A 25,950-nucleotide genomic window follows, 5' to 3' on the forward strand; every position below is an offset into this window, starting at 1 on the left:
AGCCTAGGCCATCCGCCCCCGCGCGGCCACCGGCAGCGTGTCCAGGACCGTTTCGCCGTCGATCAGATTGACCTCGTTGAACAAATTGGTGACGACGCAGCAATGATCGGGCACCACGCGCACACGATCGCCGATGCTGAGCTTGCCTTCGTTCGAAAGCGTCACGGTGCCATGCTCCTCGCTGAGGCCCGTCACCCGCGCTCCCGAGACGCCGAGCAGCTCGCCGAAATCGGGCAAGCCCAGCGTGTCGCTGGACAGCGCCTTGCTGCCGCTATCCAGGATGGCGCGCGTCGGCGTCGGATGGCTGACCACCGTCGACAGCACCGTCAGCGCGCAATCGTCCAGCGTGCCGACGCCCTTGGCGACCTGGTAGCGGTCGAGATAGATATAGGTGCCGGGCCGGTATTCGGTGACGACCGAAGCGTCTGCGGAGCGCCACATGTCCGGCGTGCCGCCGCTGGAGACGCGTTCGCAGGCCAGCCCTGACGCAGCCAGCGCGCGTTTGGCATCCGCCAGCCATGCCTCGGCTTCTTCGGCGCGGCCGGCGGCCGGATAGGTCATCAGCCCGCCAAAGGCGAGGCCGCCGGCCTTGTCGATCCGCCTTGCGAGCGTGACCGCCTCATCCGCCGACTGCACGCCGCACCGGCCCATGCCGGTGTCGCATTCGACCAGGACCGGCAGGCGATGGCCCGCATCGGCAAAGGTGGCGGCGAGCCCCTCGATCGTCTCCAGGCTGTCAGCGGTGACCGACAGGGTGATACGGCGGTGCAGGGCCAGGAGCCGCTCCAGCTTGGCGCGGCCGATTATGTTGTAGGGCAGAAAAATGTCCTCAAGGCCGGCATCGGCCATCACCTCGGCCTCACCGATCTTCTGGCAGGTGATGCCGACGGCGCCGGCCGCGACCTGCTTCTTCGCCCAGTAGGGCAATTTATGGGTCTTGATGTGCGGTCGCAGCTTCAGCCCATTACGGTCGGCATGGGCCTGCGCGCGGGCAATGTTGGCTTCCGCGCGCGCGGCATCGATCAGGATCGACGGCGTGTCGAGGTCATGGATGGTCGGCATCGTCTGTCACCTCTGTAGAAATCCGCAGGGGTTATGACGCTGAAAGCGCCTGATGTCACGCCGCCAGCGGGCCGGACCTGTGGTCCATGCCCCCGAACGCAAGAAGCCCCAAAAGGCAAGACGGATCGACACCTCGCCAGCGTTCGGCTATTCGATTTGCCTGACAAATCGACACCAGGGATCAGCATCATGAAACGCTCCGCCATCAACGACATCATCCGCGAAGCTGACGCCTTCATCCGCTCGTTCGGCTACATCATGCCGCCCTTCGCCTATTGGTCGCCCGAGGAGATGAAGGCGCGCCAGGCCGATTCCTCGGCGGTGTTCACCTCGCGTCTGGGCTGGGACATCACCGATTACGGCCAGGAGAAGTTCAAGGAGCTCGGCCTGTTCCTGTTCACCGTGCGCAACGGCCGCTACGAAGACATGAAGAAGGGCATGGGCATGCTCTATGCGGAAAAGATCATGATCTCGCGCAAGGACCAACTGTCGCCGATGCATCGCCACAACATCAAGGCCGAGGACATCATCAACCGCGGCGGCGGCAAGCTGGTGCTGGAACTGTTCATGCACGATCGCGATGGCGGCATCGACCCGAAGGCCGAGGTCACCGTGCCTGTCGACGGAACCATCCACAGGCTGCCGGCCGGCGGGCTGCTGAAGCTCGACCCCGGCCAGAGCGTCACGCTGCTGCCCGGCGTCTGGCATGCCTTCTGGGCCGAGGGCAAGGACGTGCTGATCGGCGAGGTCTCGACCGTCAATGACGACCTCACCGACAATGTCTTCCGCGAACCGATCGGCCGCTTTTCCAACATCGACGAGGATGTCGCCCCGGTGCACCTGCTGGTGTCCGACTACGAGAAGTGGCTGGGGTAGGGAACGCACGGGCGAGCCTGCCCGCCGGCAAGCGTCAATGACAGCAATCGGACACTGACGACACGCTCGTTCGGCACAGGCAGGACGAGGTGATCGGCACATCCGCCTTGGCCAGCGCCCCGGCAAGCCTGGCCTGCAGACCCGGCAGCTCGTCGCTCTCGCCGCGCCGCTGCAAACATTCGACCAGTCCGTGCAGGGACCAGACATTGTCGGGGTGCTGGGCGCAGCGCTGCACCGTGCCGCTGAGGCCCAGATCGTCGCGATAGACCTGCTCGGCCTCTCGCGCGTGGCCCTGGTCGAGAAGCAGCGCCGCCAGCGCATGGCGGGGAGGGTGCATCCACGCCCATGGCTCGGTGTAGGAGAGGTTGTCGTCCAGTTCGACAGCCAGCCGCAGATGGCCATAGGCCTCGTCATGCCGGCCCTGGTGGTACGCAAGCTCGCCGTCGAGCAGGGCGGCGCCAACAGCCAGCGAGGCGCGGGTCGGGTTGCTGAGGAACCGCCGCTCCGGCGCGATGCTCTCCACATGCCGGTGGAACCGCTCACGTTCACGCTCGGCCTCGGCGAATTGCTTCAGCGTCGCATGCGCGACGCCCTTGGCGTAGTGCTGCATGGCCGCCGTCAGCACATAGAGGCCGGGCTCTTGGACATCGGCTTCGTCGATGATCTCCCGCCAGCGGCCAAAGCGCACCAGCACATGCGATCTCATCGCATGGTAGCCTTCCACCGTCTGGGTGAGCTTGGGCCGCTCCGGCAGGCTGACCACCTCGCGCGTCACCAGCCCGCGCACCTTGTCTGCAGCCCGCAGCGCCGGCCGGTACTGCCCCGACAACATGCAGGTGAACATCATCAGATGCAGGTCGTGGCAGCAACCGAGCAGATAATAGGTCGGCTCATCCGCATAGGCGAGGTAGAGGTCGTTGGCGCGGTCCGCCTTCTCGCTGGCAAGCCTGGCCTTCTCATACGCGCCGCACAGCACGTAGATATGCCCGGGCATATGGTTCATGTGTCCGGCATCGGGGCACATCTGCCCAAGCAGGTCCGCCGAGCTCATGCCGCGTTCCGGCATGGTGGACATTTCCAAGAGGTGGATGTGCAGGTGAACGATCGCCGGATGCTGGGCGTTGCCGGCCTCTTCGGCGAGCCGGATCGACCGTTCGCAAACCTCCAGCGCCTCGACGACATCGGAATTCGGCGCCGGCGCACCGGTCTTGAGGTTCCACAGTCGCCGCACGGTACGCATCATCAGCGCCTCGACAAGCAGCGCCATCACGTCATGGTCGTCGGGGAATTCCTGGTAGACCAGCCGCATCGCGGCGGCATAGGCATCGTCCCACCGCTCGAATTCCTGGGGGCTCACCCGGTGCGGTTTCTGGAAGCGCGCGGCCAGCGCTTCGATCAGCCGCCTCTCGACCTCACTGGCGGAAGCCGCACTGGCGCGCGCCAGCCGGACATGCTCGAAGCATCGCTTGGTCGCGCGGTCCGCCTCGGCCTCGCCATGCTCCTTCCAGGTCAGATTGTAGAAAGGCCCGGCGGCATAGGCGATTCCCCAATGCACCATGGCGCAGTCGGGATCGGTTTCCAGCGCTTTCTCGAAGCACTTGATGCCCTCCTCATGGTTGAAGCCGTAGCACCAGTTCAAGCCGATATCGAACCAGCGCTGGGTCTCGGTGGAGCAGGTGGAGATGGGGCGGCGGTAGGCGCCGAGGTTGAAGCGGTCCATGTCTTCCATTCGATTCGCGTGGTTGCCCGTCGCCAGCTGAAGCGGCGATATCTTACCAGCCAGCCAGCTCGGGCAAGTCGTCAAGCCAGCTCTTCTCGGTCATCAAGGCATCGCCGGCCTCCGGTGTAGCCTCGCCGGCGCTTTGGATGAGCCAGTCCATCCACTTGCGATGGGCGGCGGGCTCCAATTGAGGCGGCAGAACCTTGGCCTTGGCCAGCATCCGCTTGCGGAAACTGGTTTGCCTGCGGAGTTTGGTCGTCGTGAACTTGATGGCCTTGCCTTGGCATTCAACAATCCACCTGTCGCCTCCAAGACTGACGAGGCGGTCGATGGCGAAACCGGGATCGACCGGCCTGTCCCGCCAGGGAAGCTCGATGGCATTCTTCCTCAGGTCGAGTGCCCATCGCCGGTAGGTCGTCCCGACAAGCTGGGGCGGCAGCACACCGGCCTGTTCGAGTATCTTCCTGCGGAAGGTAGGCTGCTTCTTGAGCTGACCAGTCGTGAATTCGACCCGATGCCCCCGAAACTCCACGTGCCACCGGATTCTCCCATTGCCGACATACTTCACCAGTCGGTCGATGACGAACTCGTCCTCGGCAAGCGCTACGCAGCCTTGGTTGATGCTTTGGAGGATGAACTCGGTGTCAGTGACCATTATGGAAGCCAGCGCAGGAAAACTGTCGCCGAGCTTAGCCAGTGGAACGCACCCGCGGCCACCATTCTTTTTCGCTCTGGCAATCTCACCTGCTTCAATCAGCCAAAAGGTGATGCGGGGCGCGATGATGTGCAAGGCGATAGCTTACGCACCGAAGATACCAAGGGTCGGAGTGACCGATGCTATAGAAACCCCAAATGGACCACTATCTAGATGACGAACTGGAACGCCCTGGTCGATCGTATCGCCGGGCCGCACGATCCTGAGGAAGAAGGCTGGAACCTTGCGCGATGAAACGATCTTTGCGAGGCGGGCGTATGGCCGGCGGTAATTCGTGAGGCCGCACAATGATTCAGGACGAAGACCTGAAGCGCGGCGGGCTTCTCTTTGTGTCGCGCGGTCGGCTACGTGCCTTTCTCTTTTGACGCATCCTTCGTGAGGAGTAGAACAAGGATGATGCTGGCCAGGTGCGGATCAATGGCGGTTCGGAAAACGAGTTCGATCATGGATGGTCCTATCTGCCCGAGGGGGGCGATTGTTGGTGCTCGAGAACCACGCGTTTTCATGATTCCCTGAAGGAATCGTTTTCTGCGAATGGTTGGCGTCACCACTCGGTATGTGGATGCTGTGATCTTTGCCTTCGATAGCTGCCGTGCGCCTGTCTATAGGGTCTATCCTCGGCAAGCCCGCCGATCACCCGGCGGGCTTTTCTTTGTGGCCAGCCGCGCCAATGATAAGTGTGGGAGCGAAGGGGAATAGATGACAATCGTTCGACGCGGCTTCGAAGCCCTCCGAAGCAGGCTTACAGGAATCGGTTTCCTTAGCCTAAGTGCAAGCTGGAATCCGCCAGTTGCACAACGGACAGTGATTTTGCGACTGTTCAATCTCTTGGAGAACCGGCGCGCGCTCTACGTGCCGTCCAACTTCGAAATTCCCGGTGACGTGGATCGATCAATCATCGAAATCCGCCATGAGCTTACGCAAGTCTTGAACGACCTGCCGGAGAACTCGCGGGCCGCGCGGCGCGTCCGACATCTGCGCACCGCCTGCCGGCGCTTTTTGGAAGATGCGCCGCCTGATTACCGAAACATCGCCTATCGCCTTCGCGACGCCTTCGACCATGGGTCACCAGCCCGCTGGCACGATCACGGCGAGCGCGCGCTGACGCCCGGATATTTCGTGGCGTTAGGAGAGTTGCGGGCCACATTTGGATTGCAGCTTTCGGCGCTCGCGGCCGAATTCGAAATAGACGTGGAGGAAGACCTTGCCTCGATCTTCCCCGTTGCGGTCGAGCGCAATAGCCATGAACCTTAAAATGGTGCCGGAATACCCCAACAGAATCGCCCGCATTGGTTCGGTCCTTGCATTGCTCGGTTCACTGATCTGGGTTCAATGGCCAATCAATTATGCGAGCTTCAACATTGCGGCGGTTATCCTGCTTATTGCGACATTCGTGACATGGGTAAGCACCGAAATCTCCGACTATCGAGAGGGCGAGATATTTAATGATAATATTAAGTCGGATGATGTGGATAAGTTAAATTCAATCATAAAGATCATCGATAGGAATCAGTTCTACATTTTGAAGCAAAAATCTATAGAAACTTATATGGATGCTGACGATTATAAAGGACTTCAAAGTCTAATATATTATAAGCAGAATGATATATTCCATTTTCATAATGTTAAGATTCAAGCTATATATGAGAAATTCTCAAACGAAGCGCTCGAATTTTACATGAGTTTTTTCGGCCTATATACATACGATGGGCACGGCAGATCGACGTGGCGTCCATCAGGGGATCGATACGTCAGCGACGAAGTCTACAAAGAGATACAACATGAAATTGCGGTGTTGAATCGCAAGGCGTCGAGTCTCGCGGAGCGATGGGAAGAACTGATCAACCTGTCGCGGCAGGAATTGAAGGGTGCTTCAAAAGCTATTGAGCGTTACGAACTGTGAATCGCCCATGGGAGATAGAATATGGGTGCAATCATTGCCCTTGTGCTTACGGGCTGCGCTGCTGTCGGTGTCTATAAGTTTTTCACTAAACGGGATTTCAGGCAAAGTCTCGTTGACGAGTTCGCTAGATCGCCCATTGAGACAGCCTTCGTCTTTTCGTGGTGCGGGTGCGGGCTATTGTTCTTTTGGGGGGTCTTTGTCCCTGCACTCGGGACCATCAAAATTCCGATATCGGGCAAGACGTATGAACTTTGGGCAGTGGCCGGCATCGCTTTCCTTGTCGGTTTCGCGATCATAGGAGCCTATGAGTGGCTGAAGACGCCTCGTCATCCGAGATGACCCATGAGGATCATCTGCCGGAGTGTAACACTTAGCACTTTCTAATGTTGCCTAAGTGATTGAAAAGAAATGAAAAAAGAGGCTTGGCTGGGGAACCTGGATTCGAACCAGGACTAACGGAGTCAGAGTCCGTGGGTCTACCGTTAACCTATTCCCCAGCAGGCGCGATCATGGATCGCGCGGGCCGAGCGGCTGAGCCGCTTGAGCGCTGCCTTGTAGCCGCCAGCGGAAAATAGTCAAGCCTGCTCTGCGCGCCTTGTCAGTTGTTTTGACAGCCGGGCGCACGGGCGTGGGGATTAATCCAATCCGCGCCTCAGGTCTCCGTCCGGCTGAATTGCGAGCGTTCGAAGAACAGCACGACGCCCAAGCCCAGAATCAGCGGGATGATCAGGTAGAACAGCCGGAACACGAGCAGCGCAGACAGAACGCCGACGGGATCCATGTCTGAAAGTCCGGCCAGGAAAACCACCTCGAACACGCCGAGCCCGCCCGGCGCGTGCGAGATCTGCGCGATCGAGAAGGAGACGAGGAAGACGCCAAGCACGACGAAATAGCCTGGATTGTTGGCTTCGGGCAGGGCGAAGAAGATGATCGCGGCCGCGGCGAGCAGTTCGATCGGTCCGATCAGCAATTGCCTGGCGACGATCGGCAGCGCCGGATAGTGCAGTTGAAAGCCGCCGATCTTCAGGGGATTGAGATGCAACCAGCTGCCGAAGATGTAGGCGCCGACCAGCATCAGCAGGGCAATTCCGGCCGCCATTGCCAGGCCGTGATGCGGTGCGCCGGAGAAGCGGTCGATGATTTCGGGCTCCAACACCAGCACCAGGCCGCCGACCAGCACGCTGGACAGCACGAAGGTGATCCAGCAGATCGCCACCAGGATGCCGACATCCTGGCCGGTCAGGCCCCTCGTGCCGTAGGCGCGGTAGCGGATGACGGCGCCGGAGAACACCGAGCCGCCAATGTTGTGCGACAGCGCATAGGTCGTGAATGAGCAAAGGGTCACGAACAGCCACGAGACCCTCTTGCCGATATGCAGCAGCGCGATGTGGTCGTAGCCGGCGAGCGAGGCATAGGCGATCACGGAGCACAAGGCCGCGAGCAGCCAGCCGCGCGGGGGAATGGCCGATATGCCGTCCCAGACATCGTCGAGCGAGATGCCGCGCAGTTCGTGCCACAAAAGCAGCAGCGAAAAGATCACCGCGGCGATGCCGACGACCGGCCAGAAATAACGTCTCCAGTTCATTGCCTGACTGCCATGCGCCTGGATCGCTTCCTTCTTTGTCGGTGGCCGGAGGCCGGCTGTTCCGGATTCTGCCCTGCGTTTCAGGAATGCCTCATTGAAGCCGGCTATTCAACCGCGAACGTTTTTCGCACAGGCGGCCCTCAAGAATTGGCCGTGCAGGATGCTGTAGAACGCGAGCGACCAGCGTCGCGACTGCCCATCCCGGCTTGCGAAAATTCGCCGGAGGCAGCGGGAACGGCGGCTGTCGCTCCGAGCCGGCAAAATTCGCCGCGCGGCTCTTGGTGATCAGGCGCGGCACTGTTAGTCTGGCGGCAACTTAAATCACTCAAGCGCCCGCAGCGTCCATCATCGGTTCGCGCGGCGCCGGAAGGAACGACAGTGGAAGACCGCGACACCGGCGCCGACGCGCCGGAGGTGGGCGCGTCCAGCGCTTCCCCGGGGCCTGCCGGCCCAGGGGCAGCCAGTTGGCAGCAACGCCGGCCGACGGGGCCCCGCTTCGCCGACGGGCATGCTGGCGACGCGGCCCAAAACCAGAAGGGCAAGCCCAAGAAGCGGCGCAAGCGCAGGCGCGGGCGCAAGGTTTTCGCGCGCGACGAAGCGCGCCCCGCAACGAACCGATCGCCGCCGCCGGGCGATGCCCCTGTCCCCGCGGCGAAGACATCAGCGCCACCCGTGGCAGCTGCCCCGCCTGACGCTCCGGCACGGCCCGAACAGGGCGTCCGGCGGCCGCCGGCGTACGAGCTTCCCGTCTTCGCCGCCCTTGACCTCGGCACCAACAATTGCCGGCTGCTGGTCGCCGTGCCGACGCGGCATGGCCAGTTCCGCGTCATCGACGCCTTTTCGCGCATCGTGCGCCTGGGCGAGGGGCTGACCGCCAATGGACGGCTCGGCCAGCCGGCGATGGACCGCGCGGTCGAGGCGCTGAAAGTCTGCGGCGACAAACTGCGCAACCGCAAGATCAGGAAGGCGAGGCTCATCGCCACCGAAGCCTGCCGCACGGCCGACAATGGCGTCGAGTTCCTCGATCGCGTCGAGCGCGAGGCCGGGCTCAAGCTCGAGATCATCGACCGACAGACCGAGGCGCGGCTGGCTGTTTCCGGCTGCGGCTCGCTGGTCGAACGCGACACGCAGGGCGTCGTCCTGTTCGATATCGGCGGCGGATCGTCCGAGATCGCGCTGATCGATCTCAGCGGTCGCCGTTCGCCAAGGCTCGCCAACCATATCGTGTCGTGGACCTCGCTGCCGGTCGGCGTCGTCTCGCTGGCCGAGCGCTTCGGCGGCCGCACTGTGACGCGCGAGATCTTCGCCGCCATGGTCGACGATGTCGCCGCCCGGCTGGCGACTTTCGATGGCCGTGATCGGTTGAGCCATCTGAAGGCCAGCCCGAATTTCCACCTGCTCGGCACGTCCGGCACCGTGACGACGCTGGCCGGTGTGCACCTCGACCTCGAGCGCTACGACCGCCGCCGCGTCGACGGGCTGTGGATGGATCGCGACAGCGTCGACCGCATGGTGGAAAAGCTGGTTGGCTGGGACTTCCAGCAGCGCTGCGCCAACCCTTGCATCGGTGCGGATCGCGCCGACCTGGTCCTGGCAGGCTGTGCTATATTGGAAGCCATTCGCGCGGTGTGGCCATCGGAGCGGCTGCGGGTCGCCGATCGCGGCCTGCGCGAAGGCATATTGAGCGAGCTGATGGCCGATGACGGCGTCTGGCGCAATGATGGGCGTGGCAGGGCATGATCCAGATGCGTTCGGCGAATTGGCAACCAGGCGTAAGCGTTGGCTTGGTGACGGGTCGACCCCCACTCCGTCGAGCTTTGCTCGACACCTCTCCCCCGGTCGACGGGGGAGAGGAAAATCGCAAGCTTATGCTGCCTGGCTCCCTTGCTCTCCCTCCGGAGGGGGGAGAGGTGGCTCGGCGAAGCCGAGACGGAGTGGGGGACGGCGGTCCTCAAATGTGCAACCGCCGAAAGATCATGCTCGGGCAAGAAATCAGCAAATGACCAAGAAACCGGAAAAACCAGGATCGGCCAGCATTCGCGTCTTGAAGACGCGGATCAAGAAGAAGAGCGGCCTGAAGGAATCGTCGCGCCGCTGGCTGCAGCGCCACATCAACGATCCCTACGTCCAGCGCTCCAAGGCCGACGGCTATCGCTCGCGCGCGGCCTACAAGCTGATCGAGATCGACGACAAGCATCACCTGTTGAAACCCGGCCTGAAGGTGATCGACCTTGGCGCGGCGCCCGGCGGCTGGTGCCAGGTCGCCGCCGCGCGCACCAAATCGACCGCCGACAAGCCGCATGTCATAGGCATCGACTATCTCGAAATGGACGCCGTGCCCGGCGCGCCGGTGCTGCTGATGGATTTCCTCGATCCGGAAGCACCGCAGAAGTTGGCCGAGGCGCTCGGCGGCGATCCGGACATCGTGCTGTCGGACATGGCGGCCCCCACCACCGGCCACAAGCGAACGGACCACATCCGCACCATGCATCTGTGCGAGGTGGCGGCCGATTTCGCGCTGTCGGTCCTGAAGCCGGGCGGCCACTTCCTCGCCAAGACCTTCCAGGGCGGCGCCGAGAACGAGCTGCTCTCGATGCTCAAGAAGAATTTCCGCTCGGTCCACCACGTCAAGCCGCCGGCATCACGCGATGAGTCGGTCGAGCTTTACCTGCTGGCCAAGGACTTCAAGGGGCGAGAGTCCGGTCCGCCGTCAGGCGGATCGGAACGTCCAGTGGACGTTTCGAAGGACTCGAGCGCCCGGAGCCATAGCGAAGGGCCGGGGGACGCCGAAGCCTAACCCTGCCCACCAACTGCCGGTCCGCCGTCAGGCGGATCGGAACGTCCAGTGGACGTTCCGAAGGACTCGAGCGCCCGGAGCCATAGCGAAGGGCCGGGGGACGGCGAATAGCACGTTCCCTTCTCCCCCTGCGGGAGAAGGTGGCCTCGCAAAGCGAGGTCGGATGAGGGGTGTTCCAGGGAACACAAACGCCTCACTCCGCTGGAACACCCCTCAACCGTCTCGACGCTGCGCGCCGATCCACCTTCTCCCCCCTGTCGGAGAAGGAAGAGACGGTCCCGCTTACTGCCCCGGCGGGGTCACCGGCTCCAGTGTCTTGGGCGCTGTCAGCCGGCCATGGCCGGAAACGGCGTTGCCGGCGTCAGGGGCCAGCCGCATGAACGACAGGCAGGCCGCCGCCGAAATCACGGCGACGATGAAGAAGGCGGTGTGGAAATCGCCCAGCGTCAGCGACCTGTCGTTCAGGCTCGTCGACACTTCCAGTATGCCGCCGGCAACCGCCACGCCGAGCGCGATCGACAGCTGCTGGAAGACGGCGGCGATCGGCGTCGCCTTGCTGGTATCGGCCGCCGAAATCTCGGCATAGGCCAGCGCGTTGATGCCGGTGAAGAACATCGATCGGATGAAGCCGCCGACCAGAAGCATGGCCAGCATCAGAAGGTAAGGCGTGTCGGGCGTGAACAGGCCGTTGACGGCGATCGACGCCGCGGCGACCAGCGAGCCGATGATCAGTACCCGGCGGAAGCCGACGACGCGGAAGATCAGCGCGGTGACGAACTTCATGCCGATGGCGCCGATCGCCGAGACGAAGGTGATCATGCCGGATTGGAACGGCGTCAGCCCGAAGCCGATCTGGAACATCAGCGGCAACAGGAAAGGCACGGCGCCGATGCCGATGCGAAACAGGCCGCCGCCAAGCACCGACGAACGAAACACCTGGTTGCGGAACAGTTCGAGCGCCAGCAGGGGATTCTTGGCATGGCGCGCATGCAGCAAATAGAGCGCGCCCGACAGCAGCCCGACCGCCACCGTAAGGACTCCGATGGCTGGCGGCAGATAGGGCAGGCTGACCACCGACAGGCCGAACACCACGCCCGAGGCCGCGAGCCCGCTCAGCACGAAGCCGATGAAATCCAGCGGCGGGTTCTGCATGGGCTCGGTCTTCGGCAGGAAACGCGTCGCCAGCCAGATGCCGATCAGGCCGATCGGCACATTGATCAGGAAGATCCAGTGCCAGGTGAAGTAGGTGGTGATGAAGCCGCCGACCGGCGGGCCGACCAGCGGCCCGACCAGTGCGGGAACCGTCAGCCACGACATGGCCGCGACGAGATCGCTCTTCGGCGTCGCCCGCACCAGCACCAGGCGACCAACCGGCGTCATCATGGCGCCGCCAATGCCCTGCAGGAAGCGGGACACCACGAAAGCCGGCAGTGAACCCGAAAAGGCGCAGGCGATCGAGCCGGCGATGAAGACCGCGATCGCGGCGCGAAAGACGTTCTTGGCGCCGAAACGGTCGGCCATCCAGCCGCTGATCGGGATGAAGATCGCCAGCGACACGAGATAGGCAGTCAAAGCGAGCTTGAGCGCGATCGGGCTGGTGTTGATGTCGATGGCGATCGCCGGCAGCGATGTCGCGATGACGGTCGAATCCATGTTCTCCATGAAAAGAGCGACCGCCAGGATGAGCGGGATGGTGCGATTCACAAACAGGCCCGTGTCAAAAATCTGTTTCCGGCTGGAGGGGCAAGACCGGAATGAAGGGCGGTTATCATGGCCGGCAACCCATGTCGTGTTAATTTACGGTCACTTTTGTGCGACCGTGCCGCGGATGGTGTTGTGCGCTGCATGATCGGCTTTTCATCGGCGCCGCGACGTGTTACCAGCCAGCGCCAATCCTGAAAGGGAAGAAACGAGTCGGCGCTGTCCATCCCGGTCCAGCGCTTTTTTGTATTCCGAGGGCTGGCCATGGCAAAAATCATTGAAACGTCCACCGGCGCGCTGGCGCTGACCTTTGACGACGTGCTGCTGCAGCCCGGTCATTCCGAGGTCATGCCGGGCGAGACCGATGTGCGCACCCGCATCGCCGGCGACATCGACCTCAATGTGCCGATCCTGTCGGCGGCCATGGACACCGTCACCGAGGCGCGTCTCGCCATCGCCATGGCTCAGGCCGGCGGCATCGGCGTCATCCACCGCAATTTCTCGCCGGCCGAGCAGGCCGAGCAGGTGCGGCAGGTCAAGAAGTTCGAATCCGGCATGGTCATCAACCCGGTCACCATCGGTCCCGACGCCACTCTCGCCGATGCGCTTTCGCTGATGCGCTCCTACTCGATCTCGGGCATTCCGGTGGTCGAGAATGGCGGCACCGGCGGCCAGAAGGTCGGGCGGCTGGTCGGCATCCTGACCAACCGCGACGTGCGCTTTGCCTCGGACCCCGGGCAAAAGGTCTATGAATTGATGACCCGTGAGAACCTGATCACGGTCAAGGAGAATGTCGACCAGGACGAAGCCAAGCGGCTTCTGCACCAGCACCGCATCGAGAAGCTGGTTGTCGTCGACAAGCAGGGCAATTGTGTCGGGCTGATCACGGTCAAGGACATCGAGAAGTCGCAACTCAACCCGCACGCCACCAAGGACTCCCAGGGACGTCTGCGCGCCGCGGCCGCCACCAGCGTCGGTGATGATGGTTTCGAGCGTGCTGAACGCCTGATCGACGCCGGAGTCGATCTGCTGGTGATCGACACCGCCCATGGCCACTCGCAGCGTGTGCTGGACGCCGTGGCGCGGGCCAAGAAACTCTCCAACTCGGTGCGCATCCTGGCCGGCAATGTCGCCACCGCCGAAGGCACGCAGGCGCTGATCGATGCCGGCGCCGATGCCGTCAAGGTCGGCATCGGCCCGGGCTCGATCTGCACCACCCGGATCGTGGCCGGCGTCGGCGTACCGCAGCTCTCGGCCATCATGTCGGCGGTGGAGACAGCCCAAAAATCGGGCGTTTCCGTCATCGCCGATGGCGGCATCAAATATTCCGGCGATCTGGCCAAGGCGCTCGCCGCCGGCGCCAGCGCGGCCATGATCGGCTCGCTGCTGGCCGGCACCGACGAGAGCCCGGGCGAGGTCTACCTGCACCAGGGCCGCTCGTTCAAGGCGTATCGGGGTATGGGTTCGGTCGGGGCCATGGCGCGCGGCTCCGCCGATCGCTACTTCCAGGCCGAGGTGCGCGACACGCTGAAACTGGTTCCCGAAGGTATCGAAGGGCAGGTCCCGTACAAAGGACCTGTGTCTGGCGTGCTGCACCAGCTTGCGGGCGGGCTGAAAGCCGCTATGGGTTATGTCGGCGGCCGCGATCTTGCCGATTTCCGCGACCGCGCCACCTTTGTACGCATATCCAACGCCGGACTTCGTGAAAGCCACGCCCATGACGTCACGATTACCCGCGAAAGCCCGAACTATCCCGGCGGAGCCTGATCGGTACGGGCTAGCGCGGAGCCTGACGGAGACGATCCTGCGGCTGTCGCGGCATGCCGCGGCGCTCTGTTTCCTGTCGGCGGCGGTGTTCATCGCCATGACGGCGCTGGAGTTTTTTTATTTCCGCGAGTTGAGCGGTGGCCTGCCGACGCTCGACATGCGCGTTTCCGGTTTCACCCCGGACGAAGGCATGGCCTGGCTGACGGCTCTCGGCCGGCGCGGCGGCGAGATCATCCTGGTCTGGCACTATCTGACCTTCGATCTCGTGTTCCCGGCGCTGCTGTCATTGACGCTGGTCAGCCTGATCCTGGCCACAGGGCGGCGGCTGAAAAGCTTCCGCGTGCTTCCGGGACATGTCCAGTCGATCCTCGCACTGATGCTCGTGCTGCCTTACACATTTGCCGACTACGCCCAGAACATCGCCGTGGCGCGGCTTCTGTCCGATTTCCTGTCGGCGAACGCGGATTCCCTGTCCTTCGCCTCGGCGCTGATCGTCGCCAAATTCACGCTTCTCGCCATCCCGGTCATCGCCATTGCGGTATTCACCCTGGCAAGCCAGAAACGCGCGTCCTGATGCTGGACGGAAAAACAGGCCGGGCAGGGGAAGTTACATGAGCCAGACCACGATCTTCTGGCCGATGCTGGCCCATGTGCTGCTGATCTACATCGTCTACGGCGTGCTGGGGCGTCGCAGATATTTCGCCGTCAAGTCGGGCGAGGCCAAGGTCGGCCAGTACAAGATGCGCTCGACCGAGCCGGCGTCCAGCGCAACTGTCGCCGCCAATCTCGTCAACCAGTTCGAATTGCCGGTGCTTTTCTACGCACTGTGCCTGACCTTGCACGTCACCAACGGCGTCAATTATCTGACCCTGGCCCTGATGTGGATCTTTGTCGCGACGCGCTATTTCCACGCCTGGGTCCATTTGACCAGCAACGACCTGCGGGCGCGCAGCCGCTCCTTCTTCGTCGGAGCGGTGGTTCTCCTGGCGGCATGGATCTGGCTCGCGCTCCACCTGCTCGGCGTGGTGTGAGCCAGGGGCTACGGTCGTAAGCTGAGCAGGGCAGACGCAAACGGCGATTAGAGGTCGAAAACCGCGATCTTGCGCCTGTCGAACTTGATGCCGATCTCGCCGCGCACAAGCTTGAGCGCCGTTTCGCCGAACACGGCGCGGCGCCAGCCCTGCAAGGCCGGAACATCGGCCTCCTCACCCTCGGCGGCAATACGGTCGATGTCGTCGCTCGAGGCCAGCACCTTCGAGGCGACGCCTTCGTTTTCGGCCACGATCCTCAGCAGCACTTTCAGCAGTTCCGCCGCGGCGCTCGAACCCTCGGGCGGCTGGAAATTCTTCGGCAGCTTCGGCATCTCTTCCTTGGGCAAGGCCAGCGCCGTGTTGACCGCGCCAAGCAGCGCCGTGGCGGTAGACGACCGTTCCCAGCCCTTCGGCGTCGTGCGCAGCTTGCCAAGGGCGGCCGCGTCGCGCGGGCCCTGCTGCGCCACCTCGTAGATGGCATCGTCCTTGAGCACGCGGCCACGCGGCACGTCGCGCTCGCGCGCCTCGCGCTCGCGCCATGCCGCCACCGCCTGCACGATCGCCAGTTCCTGCGGTTTGCGCAGCCGCATCTTCAGCCGCTTCCAGGCGTCCTCGGGATGCGGATCATAGGTCTCGCGCGAGGTCAGCACTTCCATCTCCTCGTTGAGCCAGTGGGCACGGTTTTCCCGCTCCAGTTCGGCGCTGAGGTGCCGATAGACCTCGATGAGATGGGTGACGTCGGCCAGCGCGTAGTCGAGCTGCTTGTCGGAAAGCGGCCGGTGGCGCCAGTCGGTGAAGCGCGATGACTTGTCGAGCCGCGCCCCGGTGATCCGCTGCACGAGCTGATCATAGGACACGCTGTCGCCGAAGCCGCACACCATTGCCGCGACCTGCGTGTCGAACACCGGATGCGGCACGAGATCGCCGAGGTGGACGATGATTTCGATGTCCTGCCGTGCGGCGTGGAAGACCTTGACCACCGCCTCATTGGCCATCAGCCTGAAGAATGGCTTCAGGTCCAGGCTGGGGGACAGCGGATCGATCAGTGCCGTCACCCCCGGCGCTGCCATCTGGATCAGGCACAGGATCGGCCAGAAGGTCGTTTCGCGAATGAATTCGGTGTCGACTGTGACGAAATCCGACTTTTCGAAAGCGGAGACCACGGTTTCGAGTTCGTTCTGGGTGGTGATGACGTGCATCAAATCGCTTTTGGCAGGAGTAAAGTCTTCCTAGATTTCAGCCGGGAGCGCTTTCGTCAAGCGTCGGCGCCATCGTTACGATCCCGTCGGACCTTCCGGATCACCGTTTCTCCTGGCCAGGCGCGCGAAAATGGTCGAAGTGCGCAACAGCGCGATGAAGCGGCCGCGCTCGCCTGCCGGCACGCCCGACCGGGCTTGCATGCGGTAGAGGATGACCGCGATGAAGATCGCGTAGACGACGGCGCTGAACACGAACAGCGCGCTCGGCCCGAAATACTGCATCGCCGTCGAGGCCGCGAACGGGCCGCCAATGGCGCCGAAGGAATAGAACAGCATCAGCGCCGCGTTGATCAGCACGAACTCGCCCGCGTCGGCGCGGTCGTTGGAATGCGCCGCCGACAGCGAATAGAGCGGCATGGCGAAACAGCCGAAGATGAAGATGATGACGAAGTTGAGCAGCGGATTGCTGCCGGCGACGAACACAAGCGCCAGGGCTGACAGCATCGCACAGCAGGTCGTGATCAACAGCACCCGGCGCCGGTCCCAGCGGTCGGAAAGATAGCCGAGCGGATACTGGATGATGGCGCCGCCGAAGATGCCGACGCTGACGAAGGTGACGACATCGGCGACCGACATGCCGATCTGCTCGGCATAGACCGGCGACAGCGTGCGAAAGGCGCTGTTGGTGACGCCGACGGCGATGCACCCGAAGCAGCCGAGCGGCGAAATCCGCCAGACGCGCGCCAGGTCGAGCTTGACCTCCTCGGGCGGCGTCGGATTCGTGCGGTCGCCGAGCGACACCGGCACCAGCGACAGGGTGATCATGATCGACATGATGGCGAAGATGGTGAAGCCTCCGGCGCCGAAGACCGGGATCAGGAACTGGGCGGAGGTTACCGAGCCGATATCGACCATCCGGTAGATCGCCAGCACGCGGGCCCGGTCGTGGTTGCCGACACCGGAATTCATCCAGCTTTCGACGATGGTGAACAGTCCGGCGAAGCAGAAACCACCGACAAAGCGCACCGCGCACCACATGATCGGATCGAGAACCAGCACCAGCAGCAAGGTGCCGACCGAGGCGATCGCAGCCAGTGCCGAAAATGCCCTGATATGGCCGACCGCCTTCATGATGCGGGTGATGGCCAGGCAGCCGAGCAGGAACCCGGCGAAATAGAACGTGCCCATCAGCCCGATCAAGGAGGCCGGAAACCCTTCCTGCGCGCCGCGCAGCGCGATCAGCGTGCTCTGCAGCCCATTGCCGCCCAGCAGGATGCCAGCGGCGAGGAGAAGCGGGATCAGTGGGCGGATGGAAGACATGAAGGGGTGATCACGTGTCGGTGATCCTTATTGGACCATCACCTTGGCCAATGCCAGCGGCAATTGCCGGTGGCGTTGAGCCAACAAGGGCAACGGCTGGTTCCGACAGAAGGCAGCTTGGCTGTATTCCGTCGCGCTTGCTATATTCCCCAGTGCTTGTCACGCAGGGTGGGGATTTCACATGTCAGGCTATTTCGGCACGGAGGTTCAGCAGCGCCTGCAAGCTCAGGCCGAGGCGAGTGTCGATTTCATCAGAGCGACTCCCGGCGCGTGCCAGACTGGGCGCACGATGGGGTGCGATGATCCCGATCGGTTGGGCTGGGAACTGATCGACAAGATCCTCAATCGCGACGGCGTCTGTGGCTTTCGCATGATACCGGCAAGCAAGGCGGACGAGCTCAAGTCTCGACTGGCCAAGGTCGGCTTCCGCCTCGATACCTGGGACGTGTTTGTGGCCGACCAGGCAAGTGCCCTGGCGGCATCGGAGGCAATTATCGACCGCGGATTGCCCGGCGGGCTTGTCGATCAAGACCAGCCGGCCGAACCGGATGGTGCGTATATGGCCCGCATCCAGGCGCATATGGCGGCATCGGGCGTAGTCCCATTTTCAGGGTCGCTGCTGGCCGGAACCTTGGGGCCGGCAACCACGGTAGTGGTAGGCGAAGAGACGGGAACTGTCGCGGCAACCGCGCATGGGTACCTGGCGCACAATTCCTATAGCGCCTATCACCGATATGCATGGGGTGGCTTGGTTGCGGTCTCGGAATCGCAGAGGGGCCGAGGGCTCGGTAATTACATCAACGCTCGCATGATCCTCAGTGTGTTTCGCGATCTGCATGCCACACACATTTATGAGCTCGTCTCAGCATCGAACATACCATCCCGACGAATGGTGGAATCATGCGCACTTCGTCCGGATCCAGCGGTCGTGTGTGGGGTCGCCACGCCCAGTGATGGTGCGCGCTTCACCCGCTGATCGCCATCAGCGATCCATGTTGGGTCACCGCTTGTTGTGAGCGATGACCGCAACGGCTCAAAAGCCAAAGTTCGCGCCGAGATGCTACCAAGCGCCGTTGCCTTGACAAATCCGGCCTCGCATGCGCTTTTCGCGCAAATTTTGAGGCCGGGCCTGATGCTTCGGCCTGCAACTCCATACCCCGGACTTCAGCAATGACAATGCATCGTTACCGCAGCCATACCTGTGCCCAGCTGAGAAAGACCGACGTCGGCTCGACCGTTCGCCTGTCGGGCTGGGTGCACCGTGTGCGTGACCATGGCGGCCTGCTCTTCATCGACCTGCGCGACCATTATGGCCTGACCCAGATCGTCGCCGATCCCGATTCGCCGGCCTTCAAGGTCGCCGAGACCGTGCGCGGCGAATGGGTCATCCGCGTCGACGGCGAGGTCAAGGCGCGCTTGCCGGAGACAGTCAACGCCAACCTGCCGACCGGCGAGATCGAAATTTTCGCCCGCGAGATCGAGGTTCTGTCGGCGGCCAAGGAATTGCCGCTGCCGGTGTTCGGCGAGCCGGACTATCCCGAGGATATCAGGCTGAAGTACCGCTTCCTCGACCTGCGCCGCGACACGCTGCACAGGAACATCGTGGCGCGGACGAAGATCATCGCCGAGATGCGCAAGCGCATGGGCGAGGTCGGTTTCACCGAATTCTCGACGCCGATCCTTACCGCGTCTTCGCCGGAAGGCGCACGCGACTTCCTGGTGCCGTCGCGCATCCACCCCGGCACTTTTTATGCTCTGCCGCAGGCGCCGCAGCAGTACAAGCAGCTGATCATGGTGTCGGGCTTCGACCGCTATTTCCAGATCGCGCCGTGCTTCCGCGACGAGGATCCGCGCGCTGATCGTCTGCCCGGCGAATTCTACCAGCTCGACCTCGAAATGAGCTTTGTCGAGCAGGACGATGTGCTGTCGACCATGGAGCCGGTGATGCGGGGCGTCTTCGAGACCTTCGCCAACGGCAAGCCGGTGACGCAGAAATTCCAGCGCATCCCCTACGACGTCGCCATGCGCAAATACGGTTCCGACAAGCCTGATCTGCGCAACCCGATCGAGATGCAGGCCGTCTCCGACCATTTCCGCGACTCCGGCTTCAAGGTTTTCGCCAACATCCTGGCCAATGACCCGAAGGCCGAGGTTTGGGGCATTCCGGCCAAGACCGGCGGCAGCCGCGCGTTCTGCGATCGTATGAACTCCTGGGCGCAAGGCGAGGGCCAGCCGGGCCTGGGCTACATCTTCTGGCGCAAGGAGGGCGACGAGACCGAGGGCGCCGGCCCGCTCGCCAAGAACATCGGCGAGGAGCGTACCGAGGCGATCCGGCTTCAGCTCGGCCTTGCCGATGGCGACGCCGCCTTCTTCGTCGCCGGTGACCCGAAGAAGTTCGTGTCCTTCGCCGGGGCGGCGCGCACGCGCGCCGGCGAGGAACTGAACCTTGTCGATCGCGAGCGCTTCGAACTGTGCTGGATCGTCGACTTCCCGTTCTTCGAATGGAACGAGGAGGAGAAGAAGATCGACTTCGCGCACAACCCGTTCTCGATGCCGCAGGGCGGCATCGACGCGCTGAACGGCGAGGACCTGCTGGGCATCAAGGCGTTCCAGTACGACATGGTCTGCAACGGCTTCGAGATCGCGTCTGGCGGCATCCGCAACCATCTGCCCGAAACCATGGTCAAGGCCTTCGAGACGGTCGGGCTGGACCGCGACACGGTGGAAGAGCGTTTCGGCGGTCTTTATCGTGCGTTCCAATATGGCGCGCCGCCGCATGGCGGCATGGCAGCCGGCGTCGATCGTGTGGTCATGCTGCTGGTCGGGGCAAAGAATCTGCGCGAGATCACCATGTTCCCGATGAACCAGCAGGCCTACGACCTGCTGATGAACGCGCCCTCGGCGGCGACCCCGCAGCAATTGCGCGAGCTTTCGCTGCGCGTTGCGACGGCCAAGAAGGACGCCTGATCGCAACGTCTGGCAGGGCTTAATCAACCGCCGGAACCGATTCTTTCAATTCGGAAATCCTACAAAAAAGCCCGGCATCGCTGCCGGGCTTTTGCGATTGCGACCGGATCTATCAGTCCTCGTTCGCCTTGACATGAACGCCGAGCGTCTTGGGCAGGTCGAGCGGGTTGGACATCGCGCCCGCCATGATCAGCGCGAAGGGAACCGATGACGGCGGCGCGGCCGAGATCTCTAGGCTCTTCGGGTCATCGAGATACTTGCCGACCGCAGCGGTCACTTCGGCCGTCAGTTCCGGGTTGTTGAGCTGCGCCATGCCGAACGGCACGATCGCCTTGGCCTGGTTGGCGATGTCCTTGCCGGACATGCCCTGCTGCTTGCCGACATAGTCCAACACCTTGTTGGTCAGCGAATCGTCGTCGAAGCGAAACGAGGCGCCGTTGAACGACAGCTGCTGCATGAGGCCGAGCGCGGCCATGCCTTGCGCCGAACTGTCGGCGCCTTCCGGCTGCGCCGCCATCTTCTTCTGCATCTCCTGCAGCGACTTGATGAAGTCGACCGTGTAGCCGCCGAGATTGAACTTCATGCCCAGCGTGCCCGCATTTGCAACGGAAACGTCGTATTTCGTCAGTTCCATCTTGCCGTCGGACGGCTGCCAGGTGCCGGCCATCTGGAAGTTACCCGAGATGTTCTGGTAGCCGAGCGCGTTGATGACTTCCTTGGACTTGGGATCGTCGACAAGCGTCAGGTCGGCGTTGAACTTTTCCGTGGTGCCAGTGAATTCCATCGCCTTGCCGTCCGCGGGCGGTGTGATCTTGACGGCAAGCCCGTCCATCGAGAAGGCGGTCTTGTCGGCGACCTTGACCGTCATGTTCGAGAGTTCGGCTGATTTGTACATCATCAGCGAGCCCAGCGGGCCTGTGGCGCCGTCAGCGGGGACCGTCATGCCGTGGATGACGAAGGGGCTGAGATCGAGGGTGACGCCGTCCTTGCTGTGGCCGAACGCCGATGTCGTTACGGTGGCGATCTCATAGCCGCCATTTGCCTCCGTGACACCTTCCAGCTTGACGTCGCCGATGGCGAGAGGCTCCTTTTCCGATGCCGGCTTAACCGATACGCTCTGCAGCACCATGCTCGTTTTGTCGCCTGTCACGCCGGTCCAGGAAATGTCGACGCCCTGGGTGGCCAGAGTGGCCTTCAGCCGGTCGGCGACCGCCGTGTCCTGGGCGAGGGCGGCGTTGAGAGGAAGTGTGAGCAGGAAGGTCGAAAAAGCGAGTTTATGGAGAGTTGAGCGTTTGATTGTCATCGCGATATCCCTGAGAGTATCCTGAAATTGTTCTTCAATTCTTTGCGCCGTCACCCTTCCGTGACGAACTGGACCGGAAAAAGGCGTGTCCCGGCACAATGGTCAAAAATCACGGCGAAAGGCAAACTTGATCCCATCGTCTTTTCGCAAGCGGTGAATTTGTCATGAATGGCCCGCCGCCTGATGTCACCGCGCTTCCCTAGAGGCCACGTGTAACGGGCTGATGTTGGGCGGCGTCGCCCGGCACAGGGTTTCATGTTGCACAAACGCCCGCATTTCGGCCGGGCTCTTGCCGCGAATCACCCGCTCGGCTAGGTCCAGCCCATGGGAAAAAGGCTTTTGCCGCCTCAAGATGGCGGCGGCGATCACATCGAACCGATCGATCTGAAGAAAGCGCTGGAAGAGCGCTACCTCGCCTACGCGCTGTCGACGATCATGCACCGGGCATTGCCCGATGTGCGCGACGGGCTGAAGCCGGTCCACCGGCGCATCATGCACGCGATGCGCCTGCTGCGTCTCAATCCGGATCAGGGCTTCGCCAAATGTGCCCGCATCGTCGGCGAGGTGATGGGCAAGTTCCATCCGCATGGCGACCAGTCGATCTATGACGCGCTGGTGCGGCTGGCGCAGGATTTCTCGATGCGCTACCCGCTGGTCGACGGGCAAGGCAATTTCGGCAACATCGATGGCGATAACGCCGCCGCGATGCGCTACACCGAAGCCCGCATGACCGATGTGTCGACGCTGCTTCTGGAAGGCATCACCGAGGATGCCGTCGATTTTCGGGCAACCTACAATGAAGAAGACGAAGAGCCGGTGGTGCTGCCCGGCGCCTTCCCGAACCTGCTTGCCAATGGCTCGTCCGGCATCGCGGTGGGCATGGCGACCTCGATCCCGCCGCACAACGCGGCCGAATTGTGCGATGCAGCACTGCATCTGATCGAGCATCGGGACGCGCCGGTGGCGAAGCTCATGGACTTCGTCCAGGGTCCGGATTTCCCGACGGGCGGCATCATCGTCGATAGCCGCGCCTCCATCCTCGAAGCCTACGAGACGGGCCGCGGCGGCTTCCGTGTCAGGTCGAAATGGATCCAGGAGGATCTGGGCAGGGGCACCTGGAGCATCGTCGTCACCGAAATCCCGTATGGCGTCCAGAAGGCGCGGCTGATCGAGAAGATCGCGGAACTGCTCATGGCGCGCAAGCTGCCGCTGCTTGAGGACATCCGGGACGAGAGCGCCGAGGACATTCGCGTCGTGCTCGTGCCGAAGAGCCGTTCGGTCGATCCCGGCATCCTTATGGAATCACTGTTCAAGCTGACCGAGCTCGAAAGCCGGTTTCCGCTCAACATGAACGTGCTTTCGCGCGGCAAGGTGCCCAACGTCCTGTCGTTGAAAGGCGTGCTGCAGGAATGGCTGGAGCATCGCCGCGACGTGCTGGTGCGGCGCTCGAAACATCGGCTTGGCGAGATCGAAAGACGCCTGGAGATTCTCGCCGGCTATTTGATCGCCTATCTCAACATCGACGAGGTGATCAGGATCATCCGCGAGGAGGACGAGCCCAAGCAGGTGATGATGGCCCGCTGGTCGCTCACCGACACGCAGGCCGAGGCCATCCTCAACATGCGCCTGCGCGCCCTGCGCAAGCTCGAGGAATTCGAGATCCGCAAGGAGTTCGACGGCTTGAGCGCCGAAAAGAAGCAGATAGAGGCTTTGCTGGCATCGGATGCCAAGCAATGGGCGACGATCAAGTGGGAAGTCACCAACATCCGCGACAAGTTCGGCCCGGAGACCGAAATCGGCAAGCGCCGCACCCAGTTCGCCGACGCGCCCGAGCATGACCTGACAGACATCGCGCATGCCATGATCGAGCGCGAGCCCGTGACCGTGGTCGTCTCGGAAAAGGGCTGGCTGCGGGCCATGAAGGGCCATTTGACGGACTATTCCACCTTGACCTTCAAGGAGGGCGACAGCCTCAAACTCGCCTTCCACGCCCAGACCACCGACAAGGTGCTGGTGTTCACGACGGGTGGCAAATTCTACACCATCGGCGCCGACCGGCTGCCCGGCGGGCGCGGCCATGGCGAGCCGATCCGCATCATCGTCGACATGGACAACGACCAGGATATCGTCACCGCCTTCATCCACGATCCCAAGCGCAAGCTGCTACTGGTTTCGCACGACGCCAATGGCTTCATCGTGCCGGAGGAGGAAGTGGTCGCAAACACCCGCAAGGGCAAGCAGGTGATGAACGTGAAAGCCCCGGACGAGGCCAAGCGCTGCATTCCGGTCACGGGCGACCATCTCGCCATCGTCGGCGAGAACCGCAAGATGCTGGTGTTCGCGCTCTCTGAGATTCCGGAGATGAGCCGCGGCAAGGGCGTGCGGCTGCAGAAATACAAGGACGGCGGCCTCCTCGACCTCAAGCCGTTCACGCTGGAGAGCGGCCTCTCCTGGCAGGATTCCGCCGACCGGACGTTTACGCGGTCGCGCGAGGAACTCGTCGAATGGATCGGCGCCCGTGCCTCTGCCGGACGCATGGTGCCGAAAGGTTTCCCCAGGACGGGCAAGTTCGGATAGCTGAGCGCCTTTTCCTTCCCCCCTTGTGGAGGAAGTGGCCTCGCCAAGCGAGGTCTCGGCGCTGCGCGCCGATCCACCTTCTCCCACAAGGGGAGAAGGACGCTGCGCATCACCATTTGGAGTATCGTCACGATTGCTGCACTATATCAGTGCATAACGGCGAAGGGTGTTTGGGAGACACGGGCGTTTGAAGGAATCCAAAATCCAGAAGCCGGAACGCCAGCAGCGCCTGTTCGGCCTGTCGACGCCGTTGCGGTCCGCCGTCATTCCGCCGCTCTCGGCGGCGCGCTGGCTGCTGGTGCTGATCGTCGCCGCCGGCGTCTATTTCTTCCACGGTTTCCTGTTTCCCGTGCTGGCAGCGCTGGTCATCGCTTTTGCCAGCTGGCCGCTCTATAGGCGGCTGCTGGCCGGCGTCGGCGGCAACCGCACCATCGCCGCGACCTTAGCCATTCTGTTCATTCTCGCCTTCCTGGTGATACCGATCGCACTTGCCGGCACATACGCCATCAACGAGGTGCGGGAATGGGTCGGTTGGGCGATCGAGACCAACCGGCACGGCGCGCTGACGCCGCACTGGATCACCGCGCTGCCTGTCGTGGGCGAGTGGCTGAACGAACAATGGATGGCGAATTTTGGCCATCCCGGCGGCATTGGCGAACTGATCCAGCTGGTCAGCGGCGCCAATATAGGCAGCATCTACCGCGGTGTGTTGGCAGCTGGCGGCAGCGCCTTCGGCCTGCTGTTGACGCTGCTTTTCATGATGATCGCCCTGTTCTTCGCCTATCGCGACGGCGAGCATTTCGCCGGCCAGGTCGATCGTCTCGGCGAGCGTATCCTGCCGGCGCGCTGGGAGCGGATTTCTAGGGTCGTGCCGGCGACAATCTCTTCGACCGTGACCGGCATGACCGTCATCGCCATCGGAGAGGGGCTCGTGCTGGGTATAGCCTACTGGTTGGCCGGCGTGCCATCTCCGGTGACGCTCGGAGCCCTGACCGGCGTCATGGCGCTTATCCCGGGCGGCGCGCCATTGTCCTTCACCCTTGTATCGATCTACCTCGCCGCCAGTGGCTCGCCGATGTCCGGCCTGGCGCTGTTCCTGTGGGGCGCGGTCGAATTGTTCATCGTCGACAAGACGTTGCGTCCGAAGCTCGTCGGCGGGCCGATAAAACTACCGTTCCTGCCGACCTTTTTCGGTCTGATCGGCGGCGTCAAGACCATGGGCTTCCTCGGCCTGTTCATCGGCCCGGTGCTGATGGCCCTGCTGGTCGCGATCTGGCGCGAGTGGCTACGCGAGGTTGAACTGGTCGACGAGCTCGCCCCGGGCTTGCCGGCCGAGGACAGTCCGCGCATCGAGGTGTTGCCGATGCCAGGCGCGGCGGAGAAAACCAGCGCCTGATATTACCCAATGCATGTCGTCGCCGGGAACC

At 62.8% G+C, this 25,950-nt stretch carries 20 protein-coding genes and 1 tRNA gene; 12 read left to right on the forward strand and 9 right to left on the reverse strand.

The features are described 5' to 3' along the window. Window positions 1–3: 3 nt before the first annotated feature. A complete protein-coding gene (locus WC739_RS00085) occupies window positions 4–1,062 on the reverse strand; it encodes a D-TA family PLP-dependent enzyme (protein WP_372950960.1) in 1,059 nt (352 codons plus the stop codon). 189 nt (window positions 1,063–1,251) lie between these two features. On the opposite strand from WC739_RS00085, the gene WC739_RS00090 reads away from it, so the two are divergent. Beyond that, window positions 1,252–1,938: a D-lyxose/D-mannose family sugar isomerase gene (locus WC739_RS00090; protein ID WP_372950961.1), complete on the forward strand. Its 687-nt coding sequence runs from the start codon at window positions 1,252–1,254 to the stop codon at window positions 1,936–1,938. A gap of 34 nt (window positions 1,939–1,972) precedes the next feature. On the opposite strand, the gene WC739_RS00095 is transcribed toward WC739_RS00090, so the two are convergent. Then, window positions 1,973–3,658, reverse strand: coding sequence for a hypothetical protein (locus tag WC739_RS00095; RefSeq protein WP_372951036.1), 1,686 nt, complete (start codon window positions 3,656–3,658; stop codon window positions 1,973–1,975). Window positions 3,659–3,710: 52 nt separating this feature from the next. Beyond that, on the reverse strand, window positions 3,711–4,313 hold the full coding sequence (locus WC739_RS00100; protein WP_372951037.1) for a hypothetical protein: 603 nt from the start codon (window positions 4,311–4,313) through the stop codon (window positions 3,711–3,713). A gap of 759 nt (window positions 4,314–5,072) precedes the next feature. Between WC739_RS00100 and WC739_RS00105 the strand changes: the two genes are divergently transcribed. Next, window positions 5,073–5,627, forward strand: a complete 555-nt coding sequence (locus WC739_RS00105; protein WP_372950962.1) for a DUF6650 family protein — start codon at window positions 5,073–5,075, stop codon at window positions 5,625–5,627. Then, complete coding sequence (locus WC739_RS00110; RefSeq protein WP_372950963.1) at window positions 5,617–6,276, forward strand: hypothetical protein; 660 nt, start codon at window positions 5,617–5,619, stop codon at window positions 6,274–6,276. Before WC739_RS00105 ends, WC739_RS00110 begins: the two co-directional genes overlap by 11 nt. 423 nt (window positions 6,277–6,699) lie before the next feature. Here WC739_RS00110 and WC739_RS00115 read toward each other — a convergent pair. Next, window positions 6,700–6,773: transfer RNA gene (locus WC739_RS00115), tRNA-Gln, on the reverse strand. Window positions 6,774–6,928: 155 nt separating this feature from the next. After that, the gene (locus tag WC739_RS00120; protein WP_372950964.1) at window positions 6,929–7,861 is read right to left on the reverse strand and encodes a lysylphosphatidylglycerol synthase domain-containing protein; all 933 of its coding nucleotides are present in this window, start codon (window positions 7,859–7,861) and stop codon (window positions 6,929–6,931) included. Between the two features lie 378 nt (window positions 7,862–8,239). Here WC739_RS00120 and WC739_RS00125 point away from each other — a divergent pair, with 378 nt between their 5' ends. Both WC739_RS00125 and WC739_RS00130 read left to right on the forward strand, forming a co-directional pair. Further along, window positions 8,240–9,601, forward strand: a complete 1,362-nt coding sequence (locus tag WC739_RS00125; RefSeq protein ID WP_372950965.1) for a Ppx/GppA phosphatase family protein — start codon at window positions 8,240–8,242, stop codon at window positions 9,599–9,601. 259 nt (window positions 9,602–9,860) lie between these two features. Further along, window positions 9,861–10,658, forward strand: a complete 798-nt coding sequence (locus WC739_RS00130) for an RlmE family RNA methyltransferase (RefSeq protein WP_372950966.1) — start codon at window positions 9,861–9,863, stop codon at window positions 10,656–10,658. 282 nt (window positions 10,659–10,940) lie between these two features. Here the strand turns inward: WC739_RS00130 and WC739_RS00135 are convergent, their stop codons facing one another. Continuing rightward, window positions 10,941–12,362 (reverse strand): MFS transporter, encoded by a 1,422-nt coding sequence (locus WC739_RS00135; protein WP_372950967.1) that lies wholly within the window; start codon window positions 12,360–12,362, stop codon window positions 10,941–10,943. Window positions 12,363–12,623: 261 nt separating this feature from the next. Between WC739_RS00135 and guaB the strand changes: the two genes are divergently transcribed. From guaB to WC739_RS00150, 3 genes are read left to right on the forward strand one after another with little or no spacing between them, the layout of a single operon-like run. Further along, the gene (gene guaB / locus WC739_RS00140; RefSeq protein ID WP_372950968.1) at window positions 12,624–14,126 is read left to right on the forward strand and encodes an IMP dehydrogenase; all 1,503 of its coding nucleotides are present in this window, start codon (window positions 12,624–12,626) and stop codon (window positions 14,124–14,126) included. Further along, a complete protein-coding gene (locus WC739_RS00145) occupies window positions 14,077–14,700 on the forward strand; it encodes a hypothetical protein (RefSeq protein WP_372950969.1) in 624 nt (207 codons plus the stop codon). The genes guaB and WC739_RS00145 overlap by 50 nt, the downstream gene beginning before the upstream one ends. A gap of 37 nt (window positions 14,701–14,737) precedes the next feature. Then, window positions 14,738–15,157: an MAPEG family protein gene (locus tag WC739_RS00150; protein ID WP_372950970.1), complete on the forward strand. Its 420-nt coding sequence runs from the start codon at window positions 14,738–14,740 to the stop codon at window positions 15,155–15,157. Window positions 15,158–15,204: 47 nt separating this feature from the next. Here the strand turns inward: WC739_RS00150 and rnd are convergent, their stop codons facing one another. After that, window positions 15,205–16,356, reverse strand: coding sequence for a ribonuclease D (rnd, locus tag WC739_RS00155; protein ID WP_372950971.1), 1,152 nt, complete (start codon window positions 16,354–16,356; stop codon window positions 15,205–15,207). Between the two features lie 75 nt (window positions 16,357–16,431). Next, complete coding sequence (locus tag WC739_RS00160) at window positions 16,432–17,676, reverse strand: MFS transporter (RefSeq protein WP_372950972.1); 1,245 nt, start codon at window positions 17,674–17,676, stop codon at window positions 16,432–16,434. A 181-nt stretch (window positions 17,677–17,857) separates the two neighbouring features. Here WC739_RS00160 and WC739_RS00165 point away from each other — a divergent pair, with 181 nt between their 5' ends. Together WC739_RS00165 and aspS are read left to right on the forward strand one after the other, a co-directional pair. Beyond that, a complete protein-coding gene (locus WC739_RS00165) occupies window positions 17,858–18,652 on the forward strand; it encodes an N-acetyltransferase family protein (protein WP_372950973.1) in 795 nt (264 codons plus the stop codon). Window positions 18,653–18,852: 200 nt separating this feature from the next. Next, window positions 18,853–20,643: an aspartate--tRNA ligase gene (gene aspS, locus WC739_RS00170; RefSeq protein WP_372951038.1), complete on the forward strand. Its 1,791-nt coding sequence runs from the start codon at window positions 18,853–18,855 to the stop codon at window positions 20,641–20,643. Between the two features lie 112 nt (window positions 20,644–20,755). Here aspS and WC739_RS00175 read toward each other — a convergent pair whose 3' ends face one another. Next, window positions 20,756–21,946: a hypothetical protein gene (locus WC739_RS00175; protein ID WP_372950974.1), complete on the reverse strand. Its 1,191-nt coding sequence runs from the start codon at window positions 21,944–21,946 to the stop codon at window positions 20,756–20,758. Window positions 21,947–22,270: 324 nt separating this feature from the next. On the opposite strand from WC739_RS00175, the gene parC reads away from it, so the two are divergent. Next, window positions 22,271–24,523, forward strand: a complete 2,253-nt coding sequence (gene parC / locus WC739_RS00180) for a DNA topoisomerase IV subunit A (RefSeq protein WP_372950975.1) — start codon at window positions 22,271–22,273, stop codon at window positions 24,521–24,523. A gap of 187 nt (window positions 24,524–24,710) precedes the next feature. Next, on the forward strand, window positions 24,711–25,919 hold the full coding sequence (locus WC739_RS00185; RefSeq protein ID WP_372950976.1) for an AI-2E family transporter: 1,209 nt from the start codon (window positions 24,711–24,713) through the stop codon (window positions 25,917–25,919). The last annotated feature ends 31 nt before the right edge of the window (window positions 25,920–25,950 follow it).

The sequence above is a fragment of the Mesorhizobium sp. genome, from assembly GCF_041661565.1.
Taxonomy (GTDB): Bacteria; Pseudomonadota; Alphaproteobacteria; order Rhizobiales; family Rhizobiaceae; genus Mesorhizobium.